The sequence below is a fragment of the bacterium genome, from assembly GCA_035945995.1.
GTDB lineage: Bacteria > Sysuimicrobiota > Sysuimicrobiia > Sysuimicrobiales > Segetimicrobiaceae > DASSJF01.
This window is the reverse complement of record DASYZR010000022.1, coordinates 1-22,344: the sequence shown is the minus strand read 5'-3', so window position 1 is coordinate 22,344 and position 22,344 is coordinate 1. Positions and strand designations below refer to the sequence as shown.

General features: G+C 64.9%; 22 protein-coding genes and 2 pseudogenes. 13 read left to right on the top strand and 11 right to left on the bottom strand.

Annotated elements, in window-relative coordinates:
• Positions 1-67: 67 nt before the first annotated feature.
• The 3 genes from VGZ23_02015 to hemA form a co-directional block, all read right to left on the bottom strand.
• The gene (locus VGZ23_02015) at positions 68-274 is read right to left on the bottom strand and encodes a helix-turn-helix domain-containing protein (GenBank protein ID HEV2356376.1); all 207 of its coding nucleotides are present in this window, start codon (positions 272-274) and stop codon (positions 68-70) included.
• Between the two features lie 1,293 nt (positions 275-1,567).
• Positions 1,568-1,915 carry a hypothetical protein gene (locus VGZ23_02010; protein ID HEV2356375.1) on the bottom strand — a complete coding sequence of 116 codons (348 nt, stop codon included), beginning with the start codon at positions 1,913-1,915 and terminating at the stop codon, positions 1,568-1,570.
• 595 nt (positions 1,916-2,510) lie between these two features.
• Complete coding sequence (gene hemA / locus VGZ23_02005) at positions 2,511-3,752, bottom strand: 5-aminolevulinate synthase (GenBank protein ID HEV2356374.1); 1,242 nt, start codon at positions 3,750-3,752, stop codon at positions 2,511-2,513.
• A 144-nt stretch (positions 3,753-3,896) separates the two neighbouring features.
• Here hemA and VGZ23_02000 point away from each other — a divergent pair, with 144 nt between their 5' ends.
• The 4 genes from VGZ23_02000 (at position 3,897) to VGZ23_01985 (ending at position 5,557) form a co-directional block, all read left to right on the top strand.
• Positions 3,897-4,142, top strand: a complete 246-nt coding sequence (locus VGZ23_02000) for a universal stress protein (GenBank protein HEV2356373.1) — start codon at positions 3,897-3,899, stop codon at positions 4,140-4,142.
• Between the two features lie 83 nt (positions 4,143-4,225).
• A complete protein-coding gene (locus tag VGZ23_01995; protein HEV2356372.1) occupies positions 4,226-4,579 on the top strand; it encodes an NUDIX domain-containing protein in 354 nt (117 codons plus the stop codon).
• 245 nt (positions 4,580-4,824) lie between these two features.
• The gene (locus tag VGZ23_01990) at positions 4,825-5,064 is read left to right on the top strand and encodes an SHOCT domain-containing protein (GenBank protein ID HEV2356371.1); all 240 of its coding nucleotides are present in this window, start codon (positions 4,825-4,827) and stop codon (positions 5,062-5,064) included.
• Positions 5,065-5,089: 25 nt separating this feature from the next.
• On the top strand, positions 5,090-5,557 hold the full coding sequence (locus VGZ23_01985; protein ID HEV2356370.1) for a c-type cytochrome: 468 nt from the start codon (positions 5,090-5,092) through the stop codon (positions 5,555-5,557).
• Positions 5,558-5,954: 397 nt separating this feature from the next.
• On the opposite strand, the gene VGZ23_01980 is transcribed toward VGZ23_01985, so the two are convergent.
• Complete coding sequence (locus VGZ23_01980) at positions 5,955-6,209, bottom strand: helix-turn-helix domain-containing protein (GenBank protein ID HEV2356369.1); 255 nt, start codon at positions 6,207-6,209, stop codon at positions 5,955-5,957.
• Between the two features lie 463 nt (positions 6,210-6,672).
• Between VGZ23_01980 and VGZ23_01975 the strand changes: the two genes are divergently transcribed.
• Positions 6,673-8,271 (top strand): stalk domain-containing protein, encoded by a 1,599-nt coding sequence (locus VGZ23_01975; GenBank protein HEV2356368.1) that lies wholly within the window; start codon positions 6,673-6,675, stop codon positions 8,269-8,271.
• Between the two features lie 103 nt (positions 8,272-8,374).
• Here VGZ23_01975 and VGZ23_01970 read toward each other — a convergent pair whose 3' ends face one another.
• From VGZ23_01970 to VGZ23_01960, 3 genes are all read right to left on the bottom strand, one after another.
• On the bottom strand, positions 8,375-8,587 hold the full coding sequence (locus VGZ23_01970; protein HEV2356367.1) for a hypothetical protein: 213 nt from the start codon (positions 8,585-8,587) through the stop codon (positions 8,375-8,377).
• The gene (locus tag VGZ23_01965; protein ID HEV2356366.1) at positions 8,584-9,000 is read right to left on the bottom strand and encodes a hypothetical protein; all 417 of its coding nucleotides are present in this window, start codon (positions 8,998-9,000) and stop codon (positions 8,584-8,586) included. The genes VGZ23_01970 and VGZ23_01965 overlap by 4 nt, the downstream gene beginning before the upstream one ends.
• A 526-nt stretch (positions 9,001-9,526) precedes the next feature.
• On the bottom strand, positions 9,527-10,543 hold the full coding sequence (locus VGZ23_01960) for a plastocyanin/azurin family copper-binding protein (protein HEV2356365.1): 1,017 nt from the start codon (positions 10,541-10,543) through the stop codon (positions 9,527-9,529).
• A gap of 226 nt (positions 10,544-10,769) precedes the next feature.
• On the opposite strand from VGZ23_01960, the gene VGZ23_01955 reads away from it, so the two are divergent.
• The 4 genes from VGZ23_01955 to VGZ23_01940 all read left to right on the top strand — a co-directional run bounded on the left by VGZ23_01955 (position 10,770) and on the right by VGZ23_01940 (position 14,571).
• A complete protein-coding gene (locus VGZ23_01955; protein HEV2356364.1) occupies positions 10,770-12,041 on the top strand; it encodes an ABC transporter substrate-binding protein in 1,272 nt (423 codons plus the stop codon).
• An 83-nt stretch (positions 12,042-12,124) separates the two neighbouring features.
• Positions 12,125-12,967, top strand: coding sequence for a sugar ABC transporter permease (locus tag VGZ23_01950; protein HEV2356363.1), 843 nt, complete (start codon positions 12,125-12,127; stop codon positions 12,965-12,967).
• Positions 12,964-13,788: a carbohydrate ABC transporter permease gene (locus tag VGZ23_01945; GenBank protein HEV2356362.1), complete on the top strand. Its 825-nt coding sequence runs from the start codon at positions 12,964-12,966 to the stop codon at positions 13,786-13,788. The genes VGZ23_01950 and VGZ23_01945 overlap by 4 nt, the downstream gene beginning before the upstream one ends.
• Before the next feature lie 15 nt (positions 13,789-13,803).
• The gene (locus tag VGZ23_01940; protein HEV2356361.1) at positions 13,804-14,571 is read left to right on the top strand and encodes a glycerophosphodiester phosphodiesterase family protein; all 768 of its coding nucleotides are present in this window, start codon (positions 13,804-13,806) and stop codon (positions 14,569-14,571) included.
• 364 nt (positions 14,572-14,935) lie between these two features.
• On the opposite strand, the pseudogene VGZ23_01935 reads toward VGZ23_01940, so the two are convergent.
• Positions 14,936-15,367: pseudogene (locus VGZ23_01935) on the bottom strand (sigma-70 family RNA polymerase sigma factor).
• Positions 15,368-15,498: 131 nt separating this feature from the next.
• Here VGZ23_01935 and VGZ23_01930 point away from each other — a divergent pair.
• The 4 genes and pseudogenes from VGZ23_01930 (at position 15,499) to VGZ23_01915 (ending at position 19,047) form a co-directional block, all read left to right on the top strand.
• Positions 15,499-15,642, top strand: a pseudogene (locus VGZ23_01930) (carboxymuconolactone decarboxylase family protein).
• Positions 15,643-15,745: 103 nt separating this feature from the next.
• The gene (locus VGZ23_01925; protein HEV2356360.1) at positions 15,746-16,252 is read left to right on the top strand and encodes a hypothetical protein; all 507 of its coding nucleotides are present in this window, start codon (positions 15,746-15,748) and stop codon (positions 16,250-16,252) included.
• A 6-nt stretch (positions 16,253-16,258) separates the two neighbouring features.
• Positions 16,259-17,926 (top strand): FAD-dependent monooxygenase, encoded by a 1,668-nt coding sequence (locus VGZ23_01920; protein HEV2356359.1) that lies wholly within the window; start codon positions 16,259-16,261, stop codon positions 17,924-17,926.
• 695 nt (positions 17,927-18,621) lie between these two features.
• Positions 18,622-19,047 (top strand): hypothetical protein, encoded by a 426-nt coding sequence (locus tag VGZ23_01915; GenBank protein ID HEV2356358.1) that lies wholly within the window; start codon positions 18,622-18,624, stop codon positions 19,045-19,047.
• On the opposite strand, the gene lepB is transcribed toward VGZ23_01915, so the two are convergent.
• The 3 genes from lepB to VGZ23_01900 all read right to left on the bottom strand — a co-directional run bounded on the left by lepB (position 19,031) and on the right by VGZ23_01900 (position 21,551).
• A complete protein-coding gene (gene lepB / locus VGZ23_01910) occupies positions 19,031-19,594 on the bottom strand; it encodes a signal peptidase I (protein ID HEV2356357.1) in 564 nt (187 codons plus the stop codon). The two genes, VGZ23_01915 and lepB, sit on opposite strands and share 17 nt — an antisense overlap.
• 395 nt (positions 19,595-19,989) lie before the next feature.
• The gene (locus VGZ23_01905; protein HEV2356356.1) at positions 19,990-20,373 is read right to left on the bottom strand and encodes a hypothetical protein; all 384 of its coding nucleotides are present in this window, start codon (positions 20,371-20,373) and stop codon (positions 19,990-19,992) included.
• A gap of 485 nt (positions 20,374-20,858) precedes the next feature.
• A complete protein-coding gene (locus VGZ23_01900; protein HEV2356355.1) occupies positions 20,859-21,551 on the bottom strand; it encodes a hypothetical protein in 693 nt (230 codons plus the stop codon).
• Between the last annotated feature and the right edge of the window lie 793 nt (positions 21,552-22,344).

Below are 22,344 nucleotides of genomic sequence, written 5' to 3'. Positions count from 1 at the left end.
GTTGTGCTACATCCGGCATGTCCCAACACCCCGTTCCCCGGGCCGGCCCCCAGCCGGCCCTGATTTTTTAGCGCACGGCTACTTGGCGCTCCGCGTTTCGGTCTCCACGATCGCGAGCCAATTTCTCAACCGCGGCCCGATCCAGTAGCCTGACGCCGCCTTCCGTGCGCGTGGCCGGCAGGTCCCCGCGGTCGGCCAGAACGCGAACATATGTAGCGGACACCCCCAAGATCCGCGCCGCTTCCGACGGCAGCATGACGGCCTTCATTCCCATGCGGGCCACCTCCAGATTCGCCCTTGCAGTTCATAGTCTAGCGTGTTATAGTCTCCTCGCGATGATACAGGAGACTTATTTCTACGCGGTGCTGCCGTCCGGGGAAGAAACGATCGGAATCCGGCTCGACGGAGACAGCCCCATTGACCGGCGGGCCGCGCGCATCGTGATGGGCGCGCACCCGACGCAACTGCACCCGCGGTCTGCGGGAGCCTTCGCCGCTCAACTCTTCGGTGTTGTGCCGATGCCCGCGATCCTGGCGGAACGTCTCCACCAGAAACCACTCGCCGACCAGAGACTTGCCGGGATGCTTCGGCACGTCGCCTGGTGCAAGGCGTTCGCTGCCACCGCAACAGGGTCGGTGCCTCGCCCTCGCCGACGGGCGCGTGTGATTTTGGCACTGGCGGAACCGCACGAGATTGGGATTCTTGCGGAGGCGCACGCGATCAAGGCACTGCGGGAAGTGCGCTTAGAACCTCACCTCGATGGGCGCCTTGTGTTCACCCTCCCCCGTGACGGGCTCAAAAGGATCGAAGCGATAACAACCCTCTCCTCGGTGTTCGGAGTGCGATTCGGCCGGCTCCGGGCATCTGCGGGGGGGCGGGTTGTCCTTGTCGAGCGGAAGCGGGTCGAGTGGACGCGCAACCTGCCCCCGCTCACGGGCAGGCAAAAGGAAATGTTGCAACGTCTCCGGTGGCGGCTCGATAAACAGGTTTTCGCCGCGAATCACCATAAGGGCGACTCATCAGCTGAGCGGTCTGCCAGGGTGAAACGAGCGGAGATGCAGCGGACACGGTTTCTCAGGGATTCCCGCCGTTTGCCTCTCGACGGGTTGTTGCGAAAGTGGGACGCGAAGACGCAACAGCCGATGGGGAGGCCGAAAAACGCGGTGCGGAGCGAAGGAGGGTCAGCTCCGCTGCAAATGGTCGCCCGTGTCAGGGAAATTGAACGGCAGGGAGTAGCGTGGTTACGCAGGGGCGGGAAATTGAGCACTGACCGGCAGGTCAAAAAGGGGGGTTAGGCGATGCAATCAGACGGCGCGGAATACGAAAAGGCACCTGACACTCAGGTGCTCACCCCTGGAGAGGGCTTGGAAATGACGGCTCCGCGGGGTGGGGTAGCGCACCTGAATGGGGTTCAGGTGGTCGCCGGTTCAAATCCGGCCGGCCCGACCAAGACAATCAAGGGTTGCCGCACGGTTTCAATTCTACGAAAGGCGCCTACTGTAGCCTAACTGTAGCCAATCTCCCCCCAATCACGCCGCGATTACCGCCCTCCGGCCGGCGCTGCTGGTTACGCTCTCGAGGCGATCCGCCTGAGCTCTCGGACGGCCTCGTCCCACTCCAGGAGCTCCGCCTGAGTGAGAAACCGCTTATTCTGCTCGGTGACGATCCGACCGGCCTTCTCGAACGCGTAGATAATTTCCGGCGGAGCGCCGGAGGCGATGAACAGCTTCCTGGTCTCGCGATGCGTCCGGTCGAGTGGCATGGGGCGCGGGATGTCGGCATCGGGATCGAAGTAGACAGGGTCGTCCCGTCCTGGTGGCCTCCCGAACCTTCGGATGAATGCTTCCCGGAGATCCTTCAGGGCGGCAACAGCTTCCAGGGCAAGCGGCACGGCTTCCCGAGGCTTGGCCGTCATGATGCGATGAGTCTACCGCCGGGAAGCGCCTGAGATAGGGCATCGGCCCACAGGCGCCGATGCCGTTGGGTTATCGGAATAGACTTACTGGGTTCGGTGAGGACGACCTTTACTTCTTCGCCGGTAGGAAGCGCCCGGGCGAGGGTGACCTTCTGGCCCTGCACGAGGCCTTCCACCTGGTCCGGGCGGATCGTGATCTGGAGTCGCACGTAGCCCGGTTCACGCGGGGTCTGCTTCGTCTTCCGGAAATCCTTGGTCTGCCCGATCGACAGCCCGGCGTAGCGCTCCGCCGCAACCTGCGGGTCCCGGTCGAGCGCGCGCGAGCGCTGTACCCGCGAGCAGACCGTCGAGCGGCGAACCGCTGACGCACGTCAGTTGGTGTCTCCTTCACAACGAAGCCGGAGACTATGGTCTCTGGCTCCAACGGGGGCCGGATCCACGGCACGAGCGACGGGTGCTTTGGCATATCCGTCGGCGTCCGCGGCCGCTCACGAAGGGACGGGGGGAGGTACTCTGGATGGTGGACCACGTATTCCGGGAGACCACGCGCGTGACTTCGCGGTCGCGGGGAAATCCTTCGATCGCGCCCCGCGTCTTACGGGCTTGCGGGGCGGCCGACCGACGCGACCGCGGGGCGTGACTGTCGCAGCCGCCCCCACACGTCGCCAAGCGCCTCGATCAGGCGATCCATCTCGGCGTCGCCGTGGAGCGGCGTCGGCGTGATGCGGAGCCGCTCCGTCCCCTTGAGCACCGTCGGATAGTTGATCGGCTGCAGATAGATCCCGTGACGGCGGAGCAATTCATCCGACATCGCCTGGCAGAGGACCGCGTCGCCGACCATGAAGGGCACGATGTGGCTGGGCGTGTCCTTCGCCGGGAGTCCCGCCCGGGCCAGCAGGCGCTTGAGCCGCGTCGCCCGGTCCTGATGGCGTGCCCGCTCAGCCTGGCTCACCTTAAGGTGGCGCACGCTCGCCAGCGCACCGGCGGCGATCACCGGCGGGATCGCGGTCGTGAAGATGAACGCCGGCGCGAAGCTCCGGACGCAGTCGACGAGCGCCGCCGGACCCGCGATGTACCCGCCGACGACGCCGAAGCCCTTGGCCAGCGTGCCCTGGACGACGGTGATCCGATGGAGCGCCCCGTCGCGCTCAGCGATGCCGCCGCCGCGCGGCCCGTAGAGGCCGACCGCGTGGACCTCGTCGAGGTACGTCAGCGCCCCATGGCGTTCGGCGGCGTCGCAGAGCGCGGGTATCGGCGCGATGTCGCCGTCCATGGAGTAGACTGACTCGAAGCAGACCAGCTTTGGCCGCTGCGGATCGACCGCGCGCAGCAGCCGGTCCAGATCCGCGGCATCGTTGTGCCGGAAGATGTGCTTCTCCGCGCCGCTGCGGCGGATGCCCTCAATCATCGAGGCGTGGTTAAGCTCGTCCGACAAAATCACGCAGCCGGGGAGCAGGCGCGCGATCGTGCTGATCGCGCCCTCGTTCGCTGTATAACCGGAGGCGAAGAGGAGCGCCGCGTCCTTGCGGTGGAGGTCGGCGAGTTCCCGCTCGAGCAGGACGTGATCGTGGTTCGTGCCGGCGATGTTGCGCGTGCCGCCCGCGCCGGCGCCGCACCGGCGGAGTGAGGCGGCCATCGCGTCCAGCACGGCGGGGTGCTGTCCCATGCCGAGGTAGTCGTTCGTGCACCAGACGGTGACGTCGGTCGGCCCGTCGGGGCCGTGCCAGGTCGCCCGCGGGAAATCGCCGCACCGGCGCTCGAGGTCGGCGAACGTCCGGTAGCGTCCGTCCGTCTTGAGCCCGGCGATGACCTCAGCGAATACGTTCTCGTAGTCCATGGCACCGTTCCCCCTCGACGCGTTCACAGGAAGCATCATACGCTTCTGAAAACGTTATCTCCATCGTCTCCAGTTCCGCCGCCGGCGCACCGCGCCGTGTCGAAACGCCGCCGTGGAAGGACCGCGGCGCCCGGAGACGATATCGTGGAAGTGGGCGTTACCGTCCAGGCGGTCGAGGCGTCGATCTTCAAGATCCTGGTTGGCTATGACGGATCGAAGCCGGCGCGTGAGGCGCTGCGGGTTGCGCTCGATCTTGCCCGTCACGGGCCAAGCGCGGTCGTGGCGCCCGCGGTTGTGCGGGCGCGAGAGTTTGCGACTTGGAGGGCGAGGTGCGGGAAGCGATCGACGAGAGCGTCCACGGACTGTTATTCGGTGATGGTCGTGCCGTAACGGAAGCGCAGTGCGATGGAAGCCGCCGAATCGTCCAGGGAGCCTGGGCTGATGGCTTCTGCCGATACCGGTAGGGGCTATACATGTTTTCAAATGCGCCGGTAAGGATGTCGGGAACGGAGCGGGGTCTGTGCCAAGTCGGAGAGGAAGCGTTGTCATCGTCCGCGGTGAAGGAGTCCTCCTCATCGAGCACCCACGACGTGGACTCGGGTACTGGGTCGTTTCCGGGCGGACGGCCAGAGAACTTCGAGCCGATCCCGGCCGCAGTGGCCTGTGAGATCCGCGAGGAGACCGGGCTCGATGTGGACGTGGAGGCCCCTCGTCGCGGTCTTCGAGGTCAACGATCGGTGGCACCGTCACGTGCTAAGGCATGCGTCGGCTATGCGTGCCGCCAACGAACCCGCGAGAAACACCATGTCGACCACGGGGATCAGTAGCCGTGTGACCTTAGATACTCGACCCCGGCGCTGGTGTGCCGTGCAACAGCCCTGCTACGCTCAGGTCGTCTTCGCAACGGTTGGCACCTAAGGCCCCCCGGAGGAAGTATTCATATAATGAGGGATGTAAGGGGGCGGAAGAACACCGATGGTCGCAGCTCGGGAGTTGACTCGATGATCGGTGCGCTGATCGTCGTGCCCGCTTCCGGTCTCGACTGCGAAAATGACCGGGGTGGAATGAAACGATGGGACCCTGGATGATGGGAGGTTGGGGCTGGGGCGCCGCCGGCTTATCGGGAATATTGACCCTCTTCTTCTGGCTGCTGATCATCGGTGGGATCCTGCTTCTGATCATCTGGGGCTTCCGGCAGGCTGGCCCGGTGGAACTTGCTAGCCACCGGCCGCTCGACATCGTGAAGGAGCGCTACGCTCGGGGTGAGCTGACCCACGAACAATACGAACAGATGCGCCGCGACCTGGAGTAAGCGAAAAAACGCGACGAGCCGCGCGATGAGGGCGAAGGGCCTGCTCCTGGCCGGTGTGGCGCTGCTCATCGTGGGGGCAGGTGGGCTGGTACTGCTCGGAAGTGGGGTTCCGGTCCAGCGGGCCGGGACCGCCCCGGATCGCGGCGCGTGGATTTTTCGCGCTGGGACCGACCCGGACGGGCGGCCTATTCCATATGCCGGTGGGATGATGATGCCGATGAGCTGCGCCGGCTGCCACGGCGTCGATGGCCACGGGCTCCAGACCCCGATGTTCGTCAGCCCAAACATCACGCGCCGCAATCTGACCAATCCGGCTGGAATGCTCGAACCAGACGGTACGCGGGGCCCGCGCTACACCGACGCCCTGATCCAACGGGCGGTGACTCAAGGAATCGATGCTGAAGGGAAGCCGCTTGCTTGGCCGATGCCTCGCTGGCAGCTCACGAGCCGCGAGTGGGGGGATCTGTTCGCTTATCTCAAGACGCTGCCCTGAGGAATGCGGTGGACCGACGAAGAATCTTTTCCGAATATTCTCATTTGATGTTGTGAAGCGTAACACCGCCTCAAATCTCCTAGGATAATATCCAGGATTGGCTCGATGTCATCCTACAGCTGCAGGAATTCCGGAGTATACACCGTTCGGTGGCCAGGGGAGATTCTTCTACGGCGATGCTATCCCGTCCAGCACCGCTACAGCCCCGAACGGCGGTTCCTGATGGGTCGGCGTGAGTACCCACAGGACCGGATACGGCGGCGCGGCATCAGGGTAGCTACCCATGCCGTCCGTGAGGAATACAGCCGCGCCCGTCAGGGGCGGGCGCGTCCTGCGCTTGGGGACACGCTGTGTGCGCGCGCAGCCGTGGTGTGCCGCGCGCGATCGCCGGCGGGAGTTAGATGCTCGCCTTGTCCCGTAGCGCCTGAGAAAGCGTCTCGAGCGTGGCCGGCGCGAGCGCGATGTGGCCGTTGTCGTCGCGGAGGGCGCCATGGCGTTTGAGGGCCTGCAGGTGGCTGTAGGCGGTTGACGTAGAGCCGAATCCCAGCTCATGAGCAAGTTCCCGCACGGTCGGGAGGCGGCCGCGGGTGGTAAAGAACTCGAGGACGACCTTGAGCACGTCCCGTTGACGCCGGGTCAGCGTGTTGGCCATGGTGCGTCGAGTGTACGCCCGGATGGGCGGGTCGCGCTCGCGAACGTGCGTAGCATGCCGGCGCGTACGCGCTTAGCCGAGGACAAGCCGCCAGCGCCCGCGCTCGACCGGCTGAAACTCGTCGGCGCGCTGCAGGGTTTGCCGGACCTTTCTCCCGCCAATTGCCGTTTGAGGGAGCGAGTAGGGCATAAGCGTGGGAAGGCAGAGGTTGGGGAGGTGCCGGCATCTCAACGATGTCGTCCTGGTGCCGCTTAGCGCGGCGTCGTTGGCGGTCGCGAAAATTGAAAGCTCTGGGTCGCAGCTGGCGATTGTCCTGGTAGGCACAGCGGTTGCCGGCTTCATGGTGGTGTTCAGCGTTCGGCTATAGGCACCCGCCACACCGGACGGCGACAAGTATGGGCTCGATGAAGGCGCAACCCATCCGTTGAAATGGAGGCGAGGTGCTAACGGAGGTGAGGGGTTGATGAGAGCGCAGCAAGTCGCCGGCATTGTGCTGGCGGCGACGATGGCGGCCGGACTGGCTGCCGGAGCCATGGCCCAGACACCGGCACCGTATGTGCGGGTGTTCGTCGACAACCAGCCGGTGACGTTTGACGTGCCGCCGGTGATCATGGGTGGGAGGGTGCTGGTCCCGCTGCGGGGCGTCTTCCAGCGGCTCGGCGCGGTCGTGGCGTGGGATGACACCACGCAGACCGTGCTCGCCCAGCGGGGCCCGACGAACGTGTCGCTTCGCATCGGCTCGACTCAGGCGATGGTCAACGGTCAGCCGGCCTCCATGGACGTGCCGGCGGTGCTCGTGAGTGGCCGCACGATGGTGCCGCTGCGCTTCGTCAGCCAGGCGCTCGGCACGCAGGTGGCGTGGGACGCGGCATCGACGACCGTCTCGATCGTAAGCCAGGCTGGGATCCCGCCGACGCAAGCCTATCCGCCGTCTCAAACCTACCCGCCGACGCCGCCGCCGTCCCAGACCTACCCGCCGGTGGCTCCGCCGTCCCAAACCTATCCCCCGGCGCCTCCGGCCGCCACGAGCAGCCTCCAGGGCACGGTCCTGTCGGTGAACCCGCAGGGACAGATCGTGGTGCAGTCTGGCGGCTCCGTCTACACTTACCAAGTGACGCCGGCCACTGCGATCAGTCGCACGAACGCCTCGACCGGCGCAGGCGGTTCGGTCGCTCTCGACGCGACCCAGCCGGGTGACGCCGTCGCCATCGTGGCCAGTCAAAACGGCGTGGCCCAGTCGATCCAGGCGAGCTACGCTGAGACCTCCGGGATCGTTAGCTCGATCTCACCCGGCGCGATCGGGCTGCAGAACGGGACCAGCTACCGCATGAACCCTTCGGCGGCGGTGGTCCAGAGTAACGGTGCCCCCGCCGCGCTGGCGCCCGGAGAAACCGTGGTGCTGCGCCTCAACCCGCTGACCAGCGAGGTCTGGGGCGTGCGCGTCCAGCAGGCCGCCATGCGGCCGATCGGCCCGGTGCAGATCTCGCCGAACCGGCCGCTGGGTCCTGGGGACACTCTCACCGTGGTCGCGAATGGCCCGGCGGGCGGCATCGCGTCATTCACGATCGGGGGGATCCAAGGCAACCTGCCGATGGCGGAGCAACCCGGACGGCCCGGTACTTATGTCGGCACCTATACAGTGCGGCCCGGTGATATCATCCAGAACGCGGCGGTGACCGTGCAGATCAGCGCCGGCGGCCAGAGTCAGACCGCAAGCGCGCCCACGAGCGTGACCATCAATGGGACGCCTAGGGCGCCGATCATCAGCAGCCCGCAAAACGGCGCGGTGGTCGAACTCCCGCTGACCGTGTCCGGGCGGGCGGCTCCAGGCTCCCTGGTCCAGGTCCAGGTAAACTACACCAGTACCGTCCTGCTGTTTAATGTAAACGGCTCACTGGGGACGCAGACCATCACCGCCGACCAGAATGGCAACTGGAATGCGACGTTCAGCCAGGAACCGGCGGTACGCCGCGGGCTGACCATGACGATCACCGCCACGGTGGTGGACTCGAGCGACCACCAGCTCTCGCCTGCATCCACCGTGACCGCAACCGTGCAGTAGGCGCTCCACTGCGGGACGTGCCGGGACCGCGGGAGGCCTAAGGGCTCGGGCCCACGCGTGTCGTACACGGCAAACATTCTCGGCAGTGCCGATACATGGACACCTAGCGATGGAAGACGTTGATCAGAATAAACCATCCGAGGAGCGCGAGCGCACCGAACAGGACGACCTGCCCGAGGACCCGGAACATCGCCCACTTCGCGGCTTCTGCCCAGCCGCGGCCCTTCGGGACGGTGCGCCAGCCGAAGGGGGTCCTGACGGTGTCCCACCCGCGGGATCCGAGGCGACGTTCCCCCCGATGGCGCTGTCGGCTCATTGTCGAGCGGCGACGCGTCGTTGATCACGCCGCCGTTTCGAATCCCGGATGAGCCGGCCGGCTTCGCGCTTCGTGAGCCCCTTCTCCGGCACGATTCGAAGCCACCGAAGGTATTTGAGTTGACCGGGGGTGGCCGGTGCCTCGAGGCGCGTCGCCTGTGCTTGGCGCTCGTTGAGCCGCAGGAGCGTGGCGTAATTGATGAGCTGGGACGCCTGGCCGGAGTTGAGGCGCTCAGGATGCGGAATCCGGAAGCGCCGGAGAATTTCGATCTGCTTCTGCGAGATCGGGTGGTTCCGCCACGCCTGGTCGCGCCGAAAAAGACCAAGCCGATCGTGGTACGTGCTGGTCATGTGGGCGTTGGCGAGCGCGGACGCGTCTGGAAGCGAGGCCACTTCAGCGAGTTTCGTGATCACCCTTGGGACCGCGAACCTCCCTGACCTCGTAGTGGTCGAGGGCGTTGGGCTGGATGACGATCCGGGCGGGGCCCGGCGCGTCGGACGGCGTCAGGGTGAAATCTCCCGTACCGGACCATCGGGCGTGTAGAGGCGCAGCCTCCGCAACGTAGCCCGACCCTCGACCACGCCGTGGTCGGACCACATCTTGAAGATGGCAGTCGTTGTCGGGCGGGAACCGGCGTTGAAAAAGGGTGGTCTGCTCTTCATGCGGCGCTCAGTTCAAATCTCAAAGCGATGACGAGCTCGTCGATATCGCGCAGCAGCACGCGAAGAGGGTCCACCAACACGATGTGGCCCGCGACGAGGTCGTGAAAACGATCATGGCGGCCTGACCGGTGGAGACAGTCAAACGACACATTACGGGATCTGTCGCTGCCCGTCGCACGGCCCTCTCGACCGAGTGCATCTCCAAACATCTTTGAGAACCGCCGAGCAACGAACGCTGGTGAGAAAGCTGCGTTCTTGAATTAAGAATTGAGCCGATCTACGGCGTCACCACGACGGTGCCCCGCATTCCTTCGGGAACGTGGACGACGCACCAGTACGTGAACGTCCCGGGCTGGGTGAACGTCAATGAATACTCGTCGGGGCCGGGCGGATTGAACGGGACCAGCAGCCCGGAATTGTAGTATGCATTTCCCTTATGGTCGGCGCCACCCGCGGGTTTGAGGACCGCGGGGTTGTAATAGAGCTTCGGCGGGGTCTCGGACTGGGGCTGGGGCACGATGAACGCCGGTACCTGACCGGTCCCCGGAAACGTCACCGTGTGAATCTCGTCCGGGTCCTTCATCACCCACCGGACTGTATCGCCGACCTTGACGGTCAACGGACTCGTCCCAAATGTGTAGATAGCGATACGCTGTTTCGCATCACCGACCAGGGACGCAGTCCAGATGGTGCCGTGCTCACCCGCAAAAGCGGCAGTCCGATTCGCAGACTGCAGCTTGGCCCCGGCCGCAAGACCCTGTGCCCGTGCCTGAGCCGCCAGTTGATCGTACTGCGCCTGCGTCTTGGGGTACGGGGTGCCCGCGGGCTGGACGACCATCGTGCCGACCTGGGCCGGGTGCAACAGACACTGATACGTATAGCGGCCCGGCTTTGTAAACGTGAGGGTCCAGCTCTTGTGGTCGCCCGCGAGGAGGCCGGAGTTGACGACGCCGGTCCCATCGTACGCTGGCCCACCCCCCGGAAACGCGACGCTCGAGGGAAACCGGACGCGCCCATCTGGCTCCGGCGCTGCGAGCGCCGGCGGCTTTGCGCCGGAGAAGAATGCCACCGTGTGCTCCACGGTTGCCCCGTTGGTGAAGGTTACCGTGTCGCCTGCGTCAACGGTGATCATCCGGGGATAGTAATCTAGGAGTTGGACCGCGTGATCCGGGGAGTCGGCGCCCACCGTGACGGTCCACGTCGTTCCCGCGGCGGCGGCACCGAGCCCGCCGGGCACACTCAGGCTGAACGCAACAGTCGCAACGGTCAGCAGAATTGCCGGTACTCGCCCCATGCGCTGCCCTTCCCCCCGGTCCGCCGGCAGGAGCGCGGACCTCGTTTCGCACTCGGGCGCGGTTCGCACCCGCTTCCGAAGAATCCTACCGTGCCGCGCCGAGGATGGGCCTTCGCCTCCCGGGCGAGGAAAGGGGTCGCATGGCTGTTGCGAGAAGGTCCCTCGGTCCAGGCGGCACTGGATCATACGCCGGCACTGACCGACGGGTTTTGAGGGAGGTGCGGTTATGCGGGTGTACCGGGTAACGGCCGCGGTGATCGCGGCTGTAATGCTCTTCGCGCCGGCCGGAATCGCGCAAACGCAAAACCACGTGCAGCTCTGGTACGGACTCGGCGGCGCCTGGGGTCAGGTGGTGCTGGACCTGGTCAAACAGTTCAATGCCTCGCATCCACAGATCGAGGTCGACGCGTCGTTCCAGGGCGACTACTATCAGGTCGTGCAAAAGTTGATGGCCGCGTACGCCGGCGGCGCCACGCCCGACATCGTCCAGACCGTCGACACCTCCGTTCCCCAGCTCGCTGCGGCGCACGCGCTCGCGGACTTGACCACGTTCGTCCGCGGATCGGACGGACTCGACATGAAGAACTTCATCCCCGCCCTCCTGCCCAACGGCTTCTACAAGGGTCAGATGTACGCGGTCCCGTTCAACCGCAGCACGCCCGTCCTCTATTACGACAAGGCCATGTTCCGGGCGCACAACATCGCGGACCCGGCGGCGCCGCTCTCGTGGACGCAGTTCCAGGCGATCGCCCAGCAATTGACCCAGCGGAGCGCCGGACGGGTATCGGTGTACGGCTTCGAGACGCCGATCAACTACTGGTTCTGGGAATCGCTCCTGTGGTCCGCCGGCGGTGCGGTCTTCGATCCCAAGGAGACGCGCGCGACGTTCGATAGTCCGGTTGGCGTCGAGACGGTCGACTGGTGGAAGCAGATGACCGACACCGGCGTCATGAAAGCACCGACGCCGGAAGGGTTCAAAGCCTGGGACGTCGCCCGCGCCGACTTCATTCAAGGCGTCGCGGCGATGATCTTCAGCTCGTCGGCCGACATCAACTATCTCTCGACCAACAGCAAGTTCCCGGTCGGCGTGACGTTCATGCCGGCCAAGATCAAGGGCGCCGCGGCAACCGGCGGTTCGTACTTGTCGGTTCCGGCGTCCACGAAGCATGCCAAAGAGGCGTGGACGTTCATCCGGTGGGTGATCCAGGACCCGCAGATGTACTACTGGGTCACGCACACAGGCTATGTCCCCGTCACGCGCTCCGCGCTCGAATACGCGCAGCTCCAGGCGTACTATAAGGCGCACCCCGAGTATTACGTCCCGGTCGCGCAGCTGCTCCGTTACGGCCACTCACAGCCGACGTCGCCGGTCTTCAACGGCACGTTCCACTACCTGGAGGATGCGCTGCGGGAGGTCGTGCTGGGCCATGCCCCGGCGGAGAAAGCGTTGCAGCAGGCCGCGGCCCAGATCGATCAACAGCTGGCCACGGTGAAGTGACGAATTCGAACCCGGGGGCGCCGGCCCGCGGCCGGCGCCCCTCGCCGTTCCCTCGGGCGGCGCGGGTCCGAGGGTACCTGTTCGTGCTGCCGGCCTTGCTGGTATTCGGCGTCTTTTTCTACTACGCGCTCGGCTTCAACATCTACCTGAGCCTGTCGTCCTGGAACCTCTTGAGCCCGGAGCGGCATTTTGTCGGTCTGGCCAACTACCGCGCCGTGCTCACGTCGCCGCGGTTCCATCGGACGCTCTGGAACACGATCCTGTACACTGCCGGGTCGACGGCCGCGTCCATGGTGGCCGGCCTCGCTCTCGCGCTCGGGCTCCGGCGCGTCACGCGTCTCGCGCGGCTCTTGCAGGGCGCACTGTTTGCCCCGTACGTCATCTCGTGGGTGTCGGTCGCGCTCCTGTGGCTGTGGCTCCTGGATCCGCAATACGGTCTGGTGGACGCCGTGCTCACGAGGCTGGGGCTGCCGGCGATCAGCTGGCTCGGCGCCGAGTCGGTCGCGCTCTGGTCGCTCGTCCTGCTGACTGTGTGGAAGGCCCTCGGCTACGACATGGTCACCTATCTGGCGGGCCTCCAGGCGATCCCGAGCACGGTCTACGAGGCGGCGGCGCTCGACGGCGCCGGGGCGGGCGCGCAGCTGTTTCGCATTACCCTGCCGCTCCTCGGGCCGACCGTCTTCTTCCTGCTTGTGACCTCCGTCATCTTCTCGTTCGAGGCGTTCGATATCGTCAACATCATGACGCAGGGCGGCCCGATTCACGATGCGACGTACCTGTTCGTCTATTTCATCTACGTGGTCGGGTTTCAGTACTTCCAGATCGGCCAGGCCGCGGCCGCGTCGATCCTGCTTTTCCTCGTCTTGTTCGTGCTCACCGTCCTGGAGTTCCGGTTCCTCCAGCGGCGAGTGTACTACGCCTCGTGAACGCGCCGGCGCGGGCCCGCAGCGCCGCCGTGCCGGTGACGCTCGCCGCCGCCGCGCTCGCCGTGGCGTTTCCGCTCTACTGGATCGCGGTGACAGCCTTCAAACCGAGCCCCGAGACCTTTCAGTTCCCGCCGTCGCTGTGGCCCCACCGGTGGGATCTCGATCCCCTGCGCACCGTCTGGCAGACGGCTCCGATGCTGCTCTACTACCGGAACAGCATCCTCGTCGCCGCCGGCATCCTGACCCTTCAACTGACCACGGTCATCCTGGCGGCCTATGCCTTTGCCGTGCTCGAGTTCCCCGGCCGCGACCTGCTATTCTACGCGTGCCTCGTTCCGATTATGATGCCGGAACAGGTCCTGTTCATCCCGGACTTCATCATCCTGCGGTCGCTGCATCTGCTGGACACGCTCGCGGGACTCGTGCTGCCGTTTGCGACGAGCGCCTTCGGCATCTTCCTCGTCCGGCAGGCCTTTCGGGGCATCCCCGGCGAGTTCATCGACGCGGCGCGGGCGGAGGGTGCCGGGGACCTCGCCGTGATCCGACACGTCATGATCCCGCTTGGCCGGCCGATGATCGTGACCTTTGCGGTCTTCAGTTTCGTGGTCCACTGGAACGACTACTTTTGGCCGCTCATCATGACCAACGCGGTGCCGGTCCGGACACTGCCGCTCGGCGTGGCGACATTCTACACTCAGGAGAGCGGGGTCGTGTGGAACCAGGTGATGGCGGCCAACCTCCTGCTCGTCCTCCCGATCCTTGTCGTGTTCGCGCTCGTTCAGCCGTACATTGTCCGCGGATTCCAACTGACGCTTCACTGAATCCGGAGGCAGCCGATGAGCCGCAGTACGGCACGCGGGCAGCGAATCTGGGGCAGCGACGCTTCGTTGGGCACCGCCCATCGGGGCGCGCCGCGGCACGCACCGGAGAACACGCTGGCGTCGTTTCGGGTCGCGCTGGACGACGGCGCCCGCTCGATCGAATGCGACGTTCAGCGGACCAAGGACGGCCATCTGATGGTGATTCACGATCAGACCGTAGACCGGACGACGGACGGGCATGGCCGGGTCGGAGCGTTCGCGCTGGACGAACTCCGGCGCCTGGACGCCGGGCGGTGGTTTGATCCGGCGTTCGCGGGAGAACGCGTCCCGTTGCTGGACGAGGCCATGGCGCTTATTCGCGGCCGAGCCACGCTGCGGGTGGAAATCAAGAACGCCCCGATGATCTACGATGGGATCGAGCAGCAAGTGCTCGAGGCGATTCACCGCCACGGCATGGACGAAGAGGTGCTCGTCACCTCGTTCGACCACGAGAGCGTGCGCAGGATACGGATGCTGTCGTCGCAGACCCCTACGGGGATCATCTTTACCGGCCGTCTCATTGATGCCGCCGCCGCAGCGCGCGCTGCCGGCGCGGATGCGGTCTGCATGAACTGGGCGTACGTCACCGCCGACATTGTCGCCCGCGCACACGCTGCAGGACTGCGTGTGTTCGCGTGGCCGGTGGACGACGAGGACCGGTTCCGCCACTGCCGCGCCGCCGGCGTGGACGGCATGACCTCCAATGAGTACCGGCTTCTCGCGCGGTGGTTGCGCGAGGCCTGAGATACTGAAACAGATTCGCCGCCGACGTGTCCTGCCTGCGGCCTGACCGTCATCAGGAACAGCACGATCACGAGCAGCAGCGTCACGATCCCGCCCCAGATCGCCCAGCGCTTGCTCGCCCGCAGATACGTCTCGGGAAGCGGACCGGCGCGCGCGTCCGTCGCCAGCGCGGCCATGCGCCGCTGCGCGGGTACGAGAAAGATCAGCCACAGCAGGATCGCGAGGTAGAGCAGCGTCTGGCCCCAGTCGAGCCAGTGAAGACCGTGGAGCGGCCACGGCCGTTTGGCCGCCATCGCGTATCCCGCCGCGATGATGAGGATCACGCCCGGAATCGTCAAGAAGTAATCGGCGCGCACAATGGTTCGCGCCGCGCTGCAGCCGGGGTGCGCCCGACGATGGGCGCGATCTCGTCGAAGGGGACGGCGAACACGTCGTGCAGCACGAACGCGAGCCGCTCGGCGGGAGCCAGCCTTTCAAGTACCACGAGCAGAGCGAGACCAACTGAATCCGCCAGCAGCGCTTCATGTTCGGGGTCGGTCTCATCCGCAGGAGGGTCCGGCAGGTGCACGCTCAGAGGCTCCTCGCGACGCGATCGGCGCGAGCGCAGCGTATCCAGGCACACCCGCGCCACGGCCGTCGTCAGCCATCCCTCGAGGTTCTCGACGCCGCCGGTGTCGGAGCGGCTGAGCCGGAGCCAAGCCTCCTGCACGGCGTCGTCTGCGTCACTCGGCGAGCCGAGCATCCGGTAGGCCACCGCCCGCAGGCGGCTCCGATGGGCCTCGAATCGCTCCGCCAGCCGTTCGTGTTCGTCCGTCCGTCACATTTCCTCGTCGCGTTTCGTCATCGCAGTGACGAACGAAACCCGCCCGGTGTGACAAGGACACCGGTTCAGCAAGGACACATGTAGACCCCTGGAGGAGGCGCATCATGCAAGCACGGATGAACAACCCGGCGATGATCGTTCCTGAGGCCATGCGGGCCCTGCAGGCGTTGGCGAAGGCGACGGAAAAGGGCGGCGTGCCGTCGCGGACGCGAGACCTTGTCACGCTGCGCGCGAGTCAGATCAACGGCTGGAACCGCCTCAACGTCAGCACCAAACAGGTGGCGGTTTACGCGGGATTCTGCGGGACAGGTCTGTTCGATGTCGGGTAGCGTCGCAACGAGGAATACCTAGATGGATTCACCGATTCGTCGACTCATCGCCGCGGCAACGCTCGTCAACGGCCTGTTGGCGAGCGGCAACATCAATCGCAACTTGATCGACATGCCGGCGTGGCGACATGTCGGTCCGCTCGGTTGGGCCGCGTTCAGCTGGCACGCGGACCTTGGCCGGACTGCGATGATCCTGTATCCGGGCGAAGCGTTCGCCGGGGTGATCTTGTCGGTGGCCGTCGCGGCGATGTTCCGGCGCGACCGAACGGCCCCGCGTGTCGCAGCGATTCGGGTCTATGCGGCGGCCCTCCTCACCATTGGAGGCTTGCTGTTCACGATCAAAGCGGCGCTCGTCATGCTCAGCGTGAGACATCTCGGGAACGACCCGGTCGCGCTGCAACGCGCGTTCGATGGATTCGAATTCCGGGGCTGGTGGCGAGGCGTGTGTCAGTGTTCAGCGTACTTGGCAAGTTTCTGGGCCCTGCTCGCGTGGACAGGCGCAGATCCGACGCCACCGACGTTCAGGTAGTTCGAGATGGATAGTAAGCCCGCCACATCCCTTACGGAACTCGAGGTGCTTATCGTGGGCGCCGGTCCCAGCGGGCTGACGCTCGCTGGTCAGCTTGCACGATTCAACGTTCGCTTCCGGATCATTGACAAGGCGAATGACCGCGCGCGAGAGTCGCGGGCGCTCGCCGTGCAGGCGCGTAGCTTAGAGGTGCTGCAATGCCTTGGATTAGGCGAAATGCTGGCCAGTCGCGGACGTACGACTACTCGCTTGATGCTGCACGTCGATCGCGGCGAGCCCGTGAGCATTGACCTCGGAAGCATCGGCCGCTCGGACACTCGCTTTCCGTACATTCTATTTGTCTCGCAGTCGGACACCGAAGCAGTGTTGACCGAGCACCTCGTGTTGAAGGGCGTGGCGATCGAGAGAAGCGTCGAACTGGTGAGTTTCGAACACGACCAGGATTCGTGCCGCTGTCTGTTGCGGCATGCTAACGGTCGCGAGGAGCAGATCCGCGTATCGTATCTGGTCGGCTGCGACGGAGCGCACAGCACCGTGCGGAAGGGTGCCGGCATTCCTTTCGAAGGAGGCGCCTATCCACAGGAATTCGCGCTCGGGGACGTTGAGGCCGATGGGCTCATGCCACTCGACGCGATCCACGCGTTCGGGGCGGGGCGGGGTTTCGCGATGTTCTTCCCGCTCGGCAAGCCAACCACATGGCGAGTCATGGCGATGGAGGCCGGCGGTGCGCCCGATCGCGTAGTCAGCGACCACGACGAGGTCACCACACACGAGCTCTCGCTCGCCGATCTGCAAGGAATCGTGACCGATCCCACATACGGGTCCGTGACCCTCCGCGACGCTGCGTGGCTTACGCGCTTTCGATTACATCATCGCCAAGCAGCACAGTACCGAAAGGGTCGCATCTTCTTGGCGGGCGACGCGGCGCACATCCACAGCCCCGTGGGCGCTCAGGGGATGAATACCGGCATTCAGGACGCGTGGAATCTAGGCTGGAAGATCGCGTTAGTGGCTCACGGACGGGCAGATGATCGGCTGATCGATACCTACAACGACGAGCGTTGGCCCGTCGGCCGGACGCTACTACGTGCCACGGACCGCCTCTTTTCGGCGTTTGCGCGATCCCTGTCCGGCAATCAAGCCATTATGTGGCTTCGGCGAATACTCGTCCGCGGGGTTCTCGCGCCAGCCCTGAGGCACCCAAGCCTTCGCGCACTCGGATTCCATTTCGTATCGCAGCTGGGCATTCACTACCGAACAAGTCCCCTCGTCACCGAAGGCGATCCGCCGCTGCGGCGAGGGCCGAGAGCTGGTGACCGTCTGCCCGATGCCCCTGTGCGACGCGCCGGCGTGGTGACATACCTGCAACAGGAACTCTGCGGCGCTCATCACCACCTATTGCTCTGTGGTCCATTCAACGTATGGGACAAGCGCCAACTGAGCGATCTAACCCAGGCCTCCACGGGTTTGATTGAGATCAAACACTTGACGCGCGACGATGCGGCAGAAGCGCTCGTTGACGCCGATGGTCAGGCGTTTGCGCGGCTCGGCATCGAGAACACCGGTCAGTATCTCGTTCGTCCGGATGGGCATGTCGCCTTCCGGTGCGCGGGGACAGATCTGCGAGGGGCGACGGAGTATCTCACCCGATGGTTACCGGCATCTCGCGCGTAGCAGCTAGCGGACCACAACGCACCCACCGTACGCCGCTCCTCGATCTTTTTTGCGAAGGATACAGCAGCAGCTGTTGCTCCGAGCCAAGCCACAACCCACATCCGCGCCATCGGTGACACCCCCTCTGTGACCTGTTCGGTCTCTCCACAGATGTCCTCGCAGGACCATCAGTGAAACGGTAGTACCTGCACCGTGAGACGTTGTCACGGTCCTGTCACGGTACGTTTTCATTTTCGCAGCCGCGGCGCAGAATGGGCTCGGCACCCCAACAGTCGCACCCGCGCGACCACACTTTTTCCCACACCAGCGGGCGAGGCGGGGCGCTCCTCTCTGCCCGCGCCTCGAACCGCGTACGCTTCGTGCGTGCCGTCAGCGACAAAGTGATGCGACCAGCGTTCAAGTTCGGCTATGCTGCGTCTCCCGGAGCGTCTCGAGCAGCCAAAATACCGCAGGGCAGGTTGCGTCGCGGCGCTTCACGAGGTGGCTGGCTACCAGTGACACATCTGTTACGGGGTGGTTACCTGCGTGTGAGACCTGGGGGGATATAGAGATGTGGAAGCGATTGCTCGAGAGATCGAGGCCGCGAACACAGGTGACCTATGGGACTTGACACAGTCCGCACGAATGCAGTCACCGCCCCGACATTGCCATCCTCACTGGTAGCCGGCGTCGGCGCCGGCGCCGTTGCCGGCTTGGTGAACGTTGGCGTAGTGCTTCTCCTCCACGTTCGTCTCCCGCCCGCCGATGCCGCCGCTGGATCGTCCGTACTGGCAGGTGCACTCGGCGGTGTCGTCTACTGGTTGTGGAGCCGCATCTCGCCGCGGCCGGTCGCCGCGCTGTGGCTGACGAGCCTTCTCGTGGCGACTGTTGACAGTATCGTGGTCGTGACGTTGCCCTTTCCGGCCGTCCGGCACCTCCCGCTGGTGCCGTTTGCGGGGATCGTGACGCCACTCCTACAGATGCTCGCCCTGTTCCACATCGGCCGATTTTCGCACCATTACATCTCAATCGCGTCCATCGGTCCAAGCCTCGCGCAGCATTATATCTGCGCGATCGTGGTGAGCTTGTTGATTCCTGCGATCTCCCGGTCGATCGGGTTCAGTTTTAATGCACAGCGCTAATCCGCTCAGGAGGCCAATAGATGAGAATCGCCTTGCCGATGATATTTGCTCGAGGTACATAGCCGAAGAACCGGCTGTCCTCGCTGTTGTTGCGGTTGTCGCCCAGCACGAAGTACATCCTCGATGGGACCGTGATCGGTCCGTAGTCGCCGAGGTCCGGCCGAATTGTGTAGCCTTTCGCGGAGATTCGCTGGCGGCCCACGAACACTACGCCCTCCCTGAGCCGGATGCGTTCGCCAGGCAGCCCGATGACGCGCTTCACGAAGTCGCGCGCTGGGTTCAATGGAAGGCGGAAGACAACCACGTCGCCACGGCGGACCGGCTCGAAGCGATACAGAAACTTCGCGACGAGAATCCGGTCGTTGACCATGAGCGTCGGTTCCATCGACCCGGAGGGAATGTAGAACGCCTGGGCGATGAACGTGACGATGACGAGACTGAGCACCGCCGCAGGAATGCAGGCGTCCAGCGTTTCGACGATGGATCTACGGATGGCCTGCGGAATCTGCAACTCACGTTTGATGATGATCCGGGATGCCAGCAGCACGGCGGAGGCCCCGAGGATGATAGTACGGACGCTTAGGGTGTTCACGGGCGTGCCACGCTGCTCTCCCTTAGCCCGGCTCTCCTTGCCGATCGTCTCCCTGAGATTGTAGAGCCGGGCGAGCGAGACACGCTCGTCGCGCGTACCCGGCTCCGGCGTTCTGGACGAGACTGATCGCGACGCGGACTGTGGTACCCGTACCCGAGGGCGCTACATTCGCAGTCCGGCCGACCGGACCGCCTGATCGTGCCAGCCCTCAGTAGCGCTATCTGCCAGCCTCACGGTCGCGTTGTCCTTGCGTCCACTATCCACCGTTGTGGGCTTGTCTGATCGCCCAAGACGCCGGCGCCGATATCAATCCGTACGTTGGACCAATGACTCTGGCCGAGGGTGGCGCCTTACCAGCCGCCCCCACCCTTGCTGCTGCTGGAGGTGCTGCTCGGGCTGCCAGACGCCGCAGCCGGCAGGCCAGGCTTGGTCGCGAACCATTTGCCGAGCAACCCGTCGCCGGTCGCTTGGCCGGGAGCAGTGTCTCCCGAGTACGTGTACAGGAGGTGGCCATTGTAGCTTACTTGGGAACCGTTGTCATCGTTGACGATGCTGAGCTTGCCGGATAATCCCGCGGCATGGGTTGGCATGGATTTGCTCAACAACGGCGGCCACGTCTTCGCGCACCCTCCCGTGCACGCGGCCTTAGTTGGGGTATCAGGAGTGAAGTGATAGAGCGTCATGCCTCGGGTATCGGTTAAGATCATCTCGCGCTTGCCCTGCACCGTGGCCATAGCCATGTTTACCGTGTAGACGGTCCCGGGCGTGGGAGATTGGCTGGGTGGCGGGGCTGGTTGTGGAGTGGGTGGATAGTTGTATTGAGCCGATGCCACCCCGACCGACGCTACCAATGAAAGAAGCATAGCGCTCAGGAAACCGCGTCCTGTCCTCCACATGGAGCTGCCTCCTTGATCATCGTTGTTGCATGCACCATCATTCCCTCTTGGGCGTCACGGGATTGTCAGCAACACGTAACAGGCATGTAGCTTTTGCCCGGGGGAGCGGCGGGAGGGTGCAATGATCGCCAGGGGTCGGGCTGTGATCATCCGATCCTATGAGAACGAAAACGAATTGTGCGTTGGCCGGGCTTCGACGGAGGGACCGTCCTCCGGATCGGAGGCACTGGCTACTGCGTGTACTGCCGAGGGACGCAGCACCCAGCGGGGTGCCGGTGCGGCGGGGCGCGCCCCGGCATCGGGTCGCACCGACGCGTCGGTTCCTACTGAAACTTGTTGGGGAACTGTTTGGCGATGCCGTCGGCCAGGGTGTCGGAGAGCGAGTAGATCTGTTTGATCATCGGCTCCCACTCGTCCGCCTCGCCGGACCAGTCTTCCTTCGCGACCGCGTCGATTGCCATAACGTGGTGCTGCACGTGGCTCACGAGAAGCCCGTAGACCGCCCCTTCGGGCAGGTTGGGGTTTGCGGAGCTGACGAACGCGGCGATCGCCTTGCCGTTGCGCTGCAATGCCGCCACGGCAGCCTTCTTCTCTGCCGCGTTGCCGCGGAAGCCGTTGGCGAAGGCGGCCTTCATGTAGCCCTTCACCGCCTGATAGTGCCCGACGAACAACGTGGTGAACTTGTCGGCGGCCGCCTGACCGTAGGCGGGCGCGATCGATCCTCCGATGGCTTTGGCATTCTTCAGGCCGTACTCGTCGGCTTCGGCCGCCGCGCCTTTGATACCGAGCCGGGTCGCGATCACGAGGTCTCTCACCCAAAAGACATGGTCGGCGTAAAGCCCACGCAGCGTCATTTTCAGTTCGACGGCCTTCGCCGGGTTGGGCGCCGTCGTCTTGCTGTGTGCCGGGGGAGTGATCCAGACGGCCACACTGATGGCCACTAGGATGGTCAACATCAGCCGCGCGGCGTCCTGCTTGTAGGCCAACGTATGTGCGAAGACCCCGATCCTCCGCATAGTGACCACCTCCAGGGATTCTTGTTCCTTCATGGGGACGGCTTCAAGCCTCGTCCTGCTTGCTTGCGTGTCACCGTAGAGGGTGGGTGTCACAGGGATGTCGCGCGGCTGTAACGACGTTGTACGCGGTCTGGAAGTCCGCGGCTCGACTCCGCTTGTTTCCGCAGGAGCGAGCGCGGGGGACGCGCAGGTACTTCGACCTTCCCTCGGTCTTCCGACAGGCCGGGCGGTCCTGAGCATACTCCGTTGGCCTGCTCGACCTCCTGGACGAGCCACTGGACCGCCTCAACGCACTCCTCCCGGGCGGGCAGGACATGGACACCGCTTTGGGGGACACCGCGCCGATGGCACGCAGGCGGCGCCAGACTGCGCAAGACGTTGCCAGAAATTGCAACGGGTATTACACTACTCTCCGGCACGCGTTCGTCGCGCGTGCCACCGAGAAAGCTGCCGGCGGGGGCTGGGAACAAGCCACCTGAAATCACGGGACGCGTAATGAGGCGGACGACCACGGATGTTCCTCGATGCCAGCGGGCCCCGAGCGAGCGTAGGAGAGCCCGCGGGGTCTTCAGCCGGATCTGCCGCATCCTGGCCGGTCTGATTGTCCGCAGTGGAGGTTGGGCAGCGCCCGCGGGCGAGGAGAGTGTGACAACCTCGCCGGGTGGCGTTCGTTGCCTGCGACGAGAATGCCACGCTGCTGGCGTTTGATCTCACGGCGAAGCGCGTGGTGGATACGCAGACCGTCGGGCCGGATCCCGACGTGCTCGCTCTCGATCCCGGCCTGCGGCGCGTG

Bases quoted from the DNA above. Each gene is read 5' to 3' on its own strand.
- VGZ23_02015 (HEV2356376.1), bottom strand. From the start codon at position 274: ATGGGAATGAAGGCCGTCATGCTGCCGTCGGAAGCGGCGCGGATCTTG.
- VGZ23_02010 (HEV2356375.1), bottom strand. From the start codon at position 1,915: ATGACGGCCAAGCCTCGGGAAGCCGTGCCGCTTGCCCTGGAAGCTGTT.
- hemA (HEV2356374.1), bottom strand. From the start codon at position 3,752: ATGGACTACGAGAACGTATTCGCTGAGGTCATCGCCGGGCTCAAGACG.
- VGZ23_01995 (HEV2356372.1), top strand. From the start codon at position 4,226: ATGTTTTCAAATGCGCCGGTAAGGATGTCGGGAACGGAGCGGGGTCTG.
- VGZ23_01990 (HEV2356371.1), top strand. From the start codon at position 4,825: ATGGGACCCTGGATGATGGGAGGTTGGGGCTGGGGCGCCGCCGGCTTA.
- VGZ23_01985 (HEV2356370.1), top strand. From the start codon at position 5,090: ATGAGGGCGAAGGGCCTGCTCCTGGCCGGTGTGGCGCTGCTCATCGTG.
- VGZ23_01980 (HEV2356369.1), bottom strand. From the start codon at position 6,209: ATGGCCAACACGCTGACCCGGCGTCAACGGGACGTGCTCAAGGTCGTC.
- VGZ23_01975 (HEV2356368.1), top strand. From the start codon at position 6,673: ATGAGAGCGCAGCAAGTCGCCGGCATTGTGCTGGCGGCGACGATGGCG.
- VGZ23_01970 (HEV2356367.1), bottom strand. From the start codon at position 8,587: ATGAGCCGACAGCGCCATCGGGGGGAACGTCGCCTCGGATCCCGCGGG.
- VGZ23_01960 (HEV2356365.1), bottom strand. From the start codon at position 10,543: ATGGGGCGAGTACCGGCAATTCTGCTGACCGTTGCGACTGTTGCGTTC.
- VGZ23_01955 (HEV2356364.1), top strand. From the start codon at position 10,770: ATGCGGGTGTACCGGGTAACGGCCGCGGTGATCGCGGCTGTAATGCTC.
- VGZ23_01940 (HEV2356361.1), top strand. From the start codon at position 13,804: ATGAGCCGCAGTACGGCACGCGGGCAGCGAATCTGGGGCAGCGACGCT.
- VGZ23_01925 (HEV2356360.1), top strand. From the start codon at position 15,746: ATGGATTCACCGATTCGTCGACTCATCGCCGCGGCAACGCTCGTCAAC.
- VGZ23_01920 (HEV2356359.1), top strand. From the start codon at position 16,259: ATGGATAGTAAGCCCGCCACATCCCTTACGGAACTCGAGGTGCTTATC.
- VGZ23_01905 (HEV2356356.1), bottom strand. From the start codon at position 20,373: ATGGCCACGGTGCAGGGCAAGCGCGAGATGATCTTAACCGATACCCGA.
- VGZ23_01900 (HEV2356355.1), bottom strand. From the start codon at position 21,551: ATGCGGAGGATCGGGGTCTTCGCACATACGTTGGCCTACAAGCAGGAC.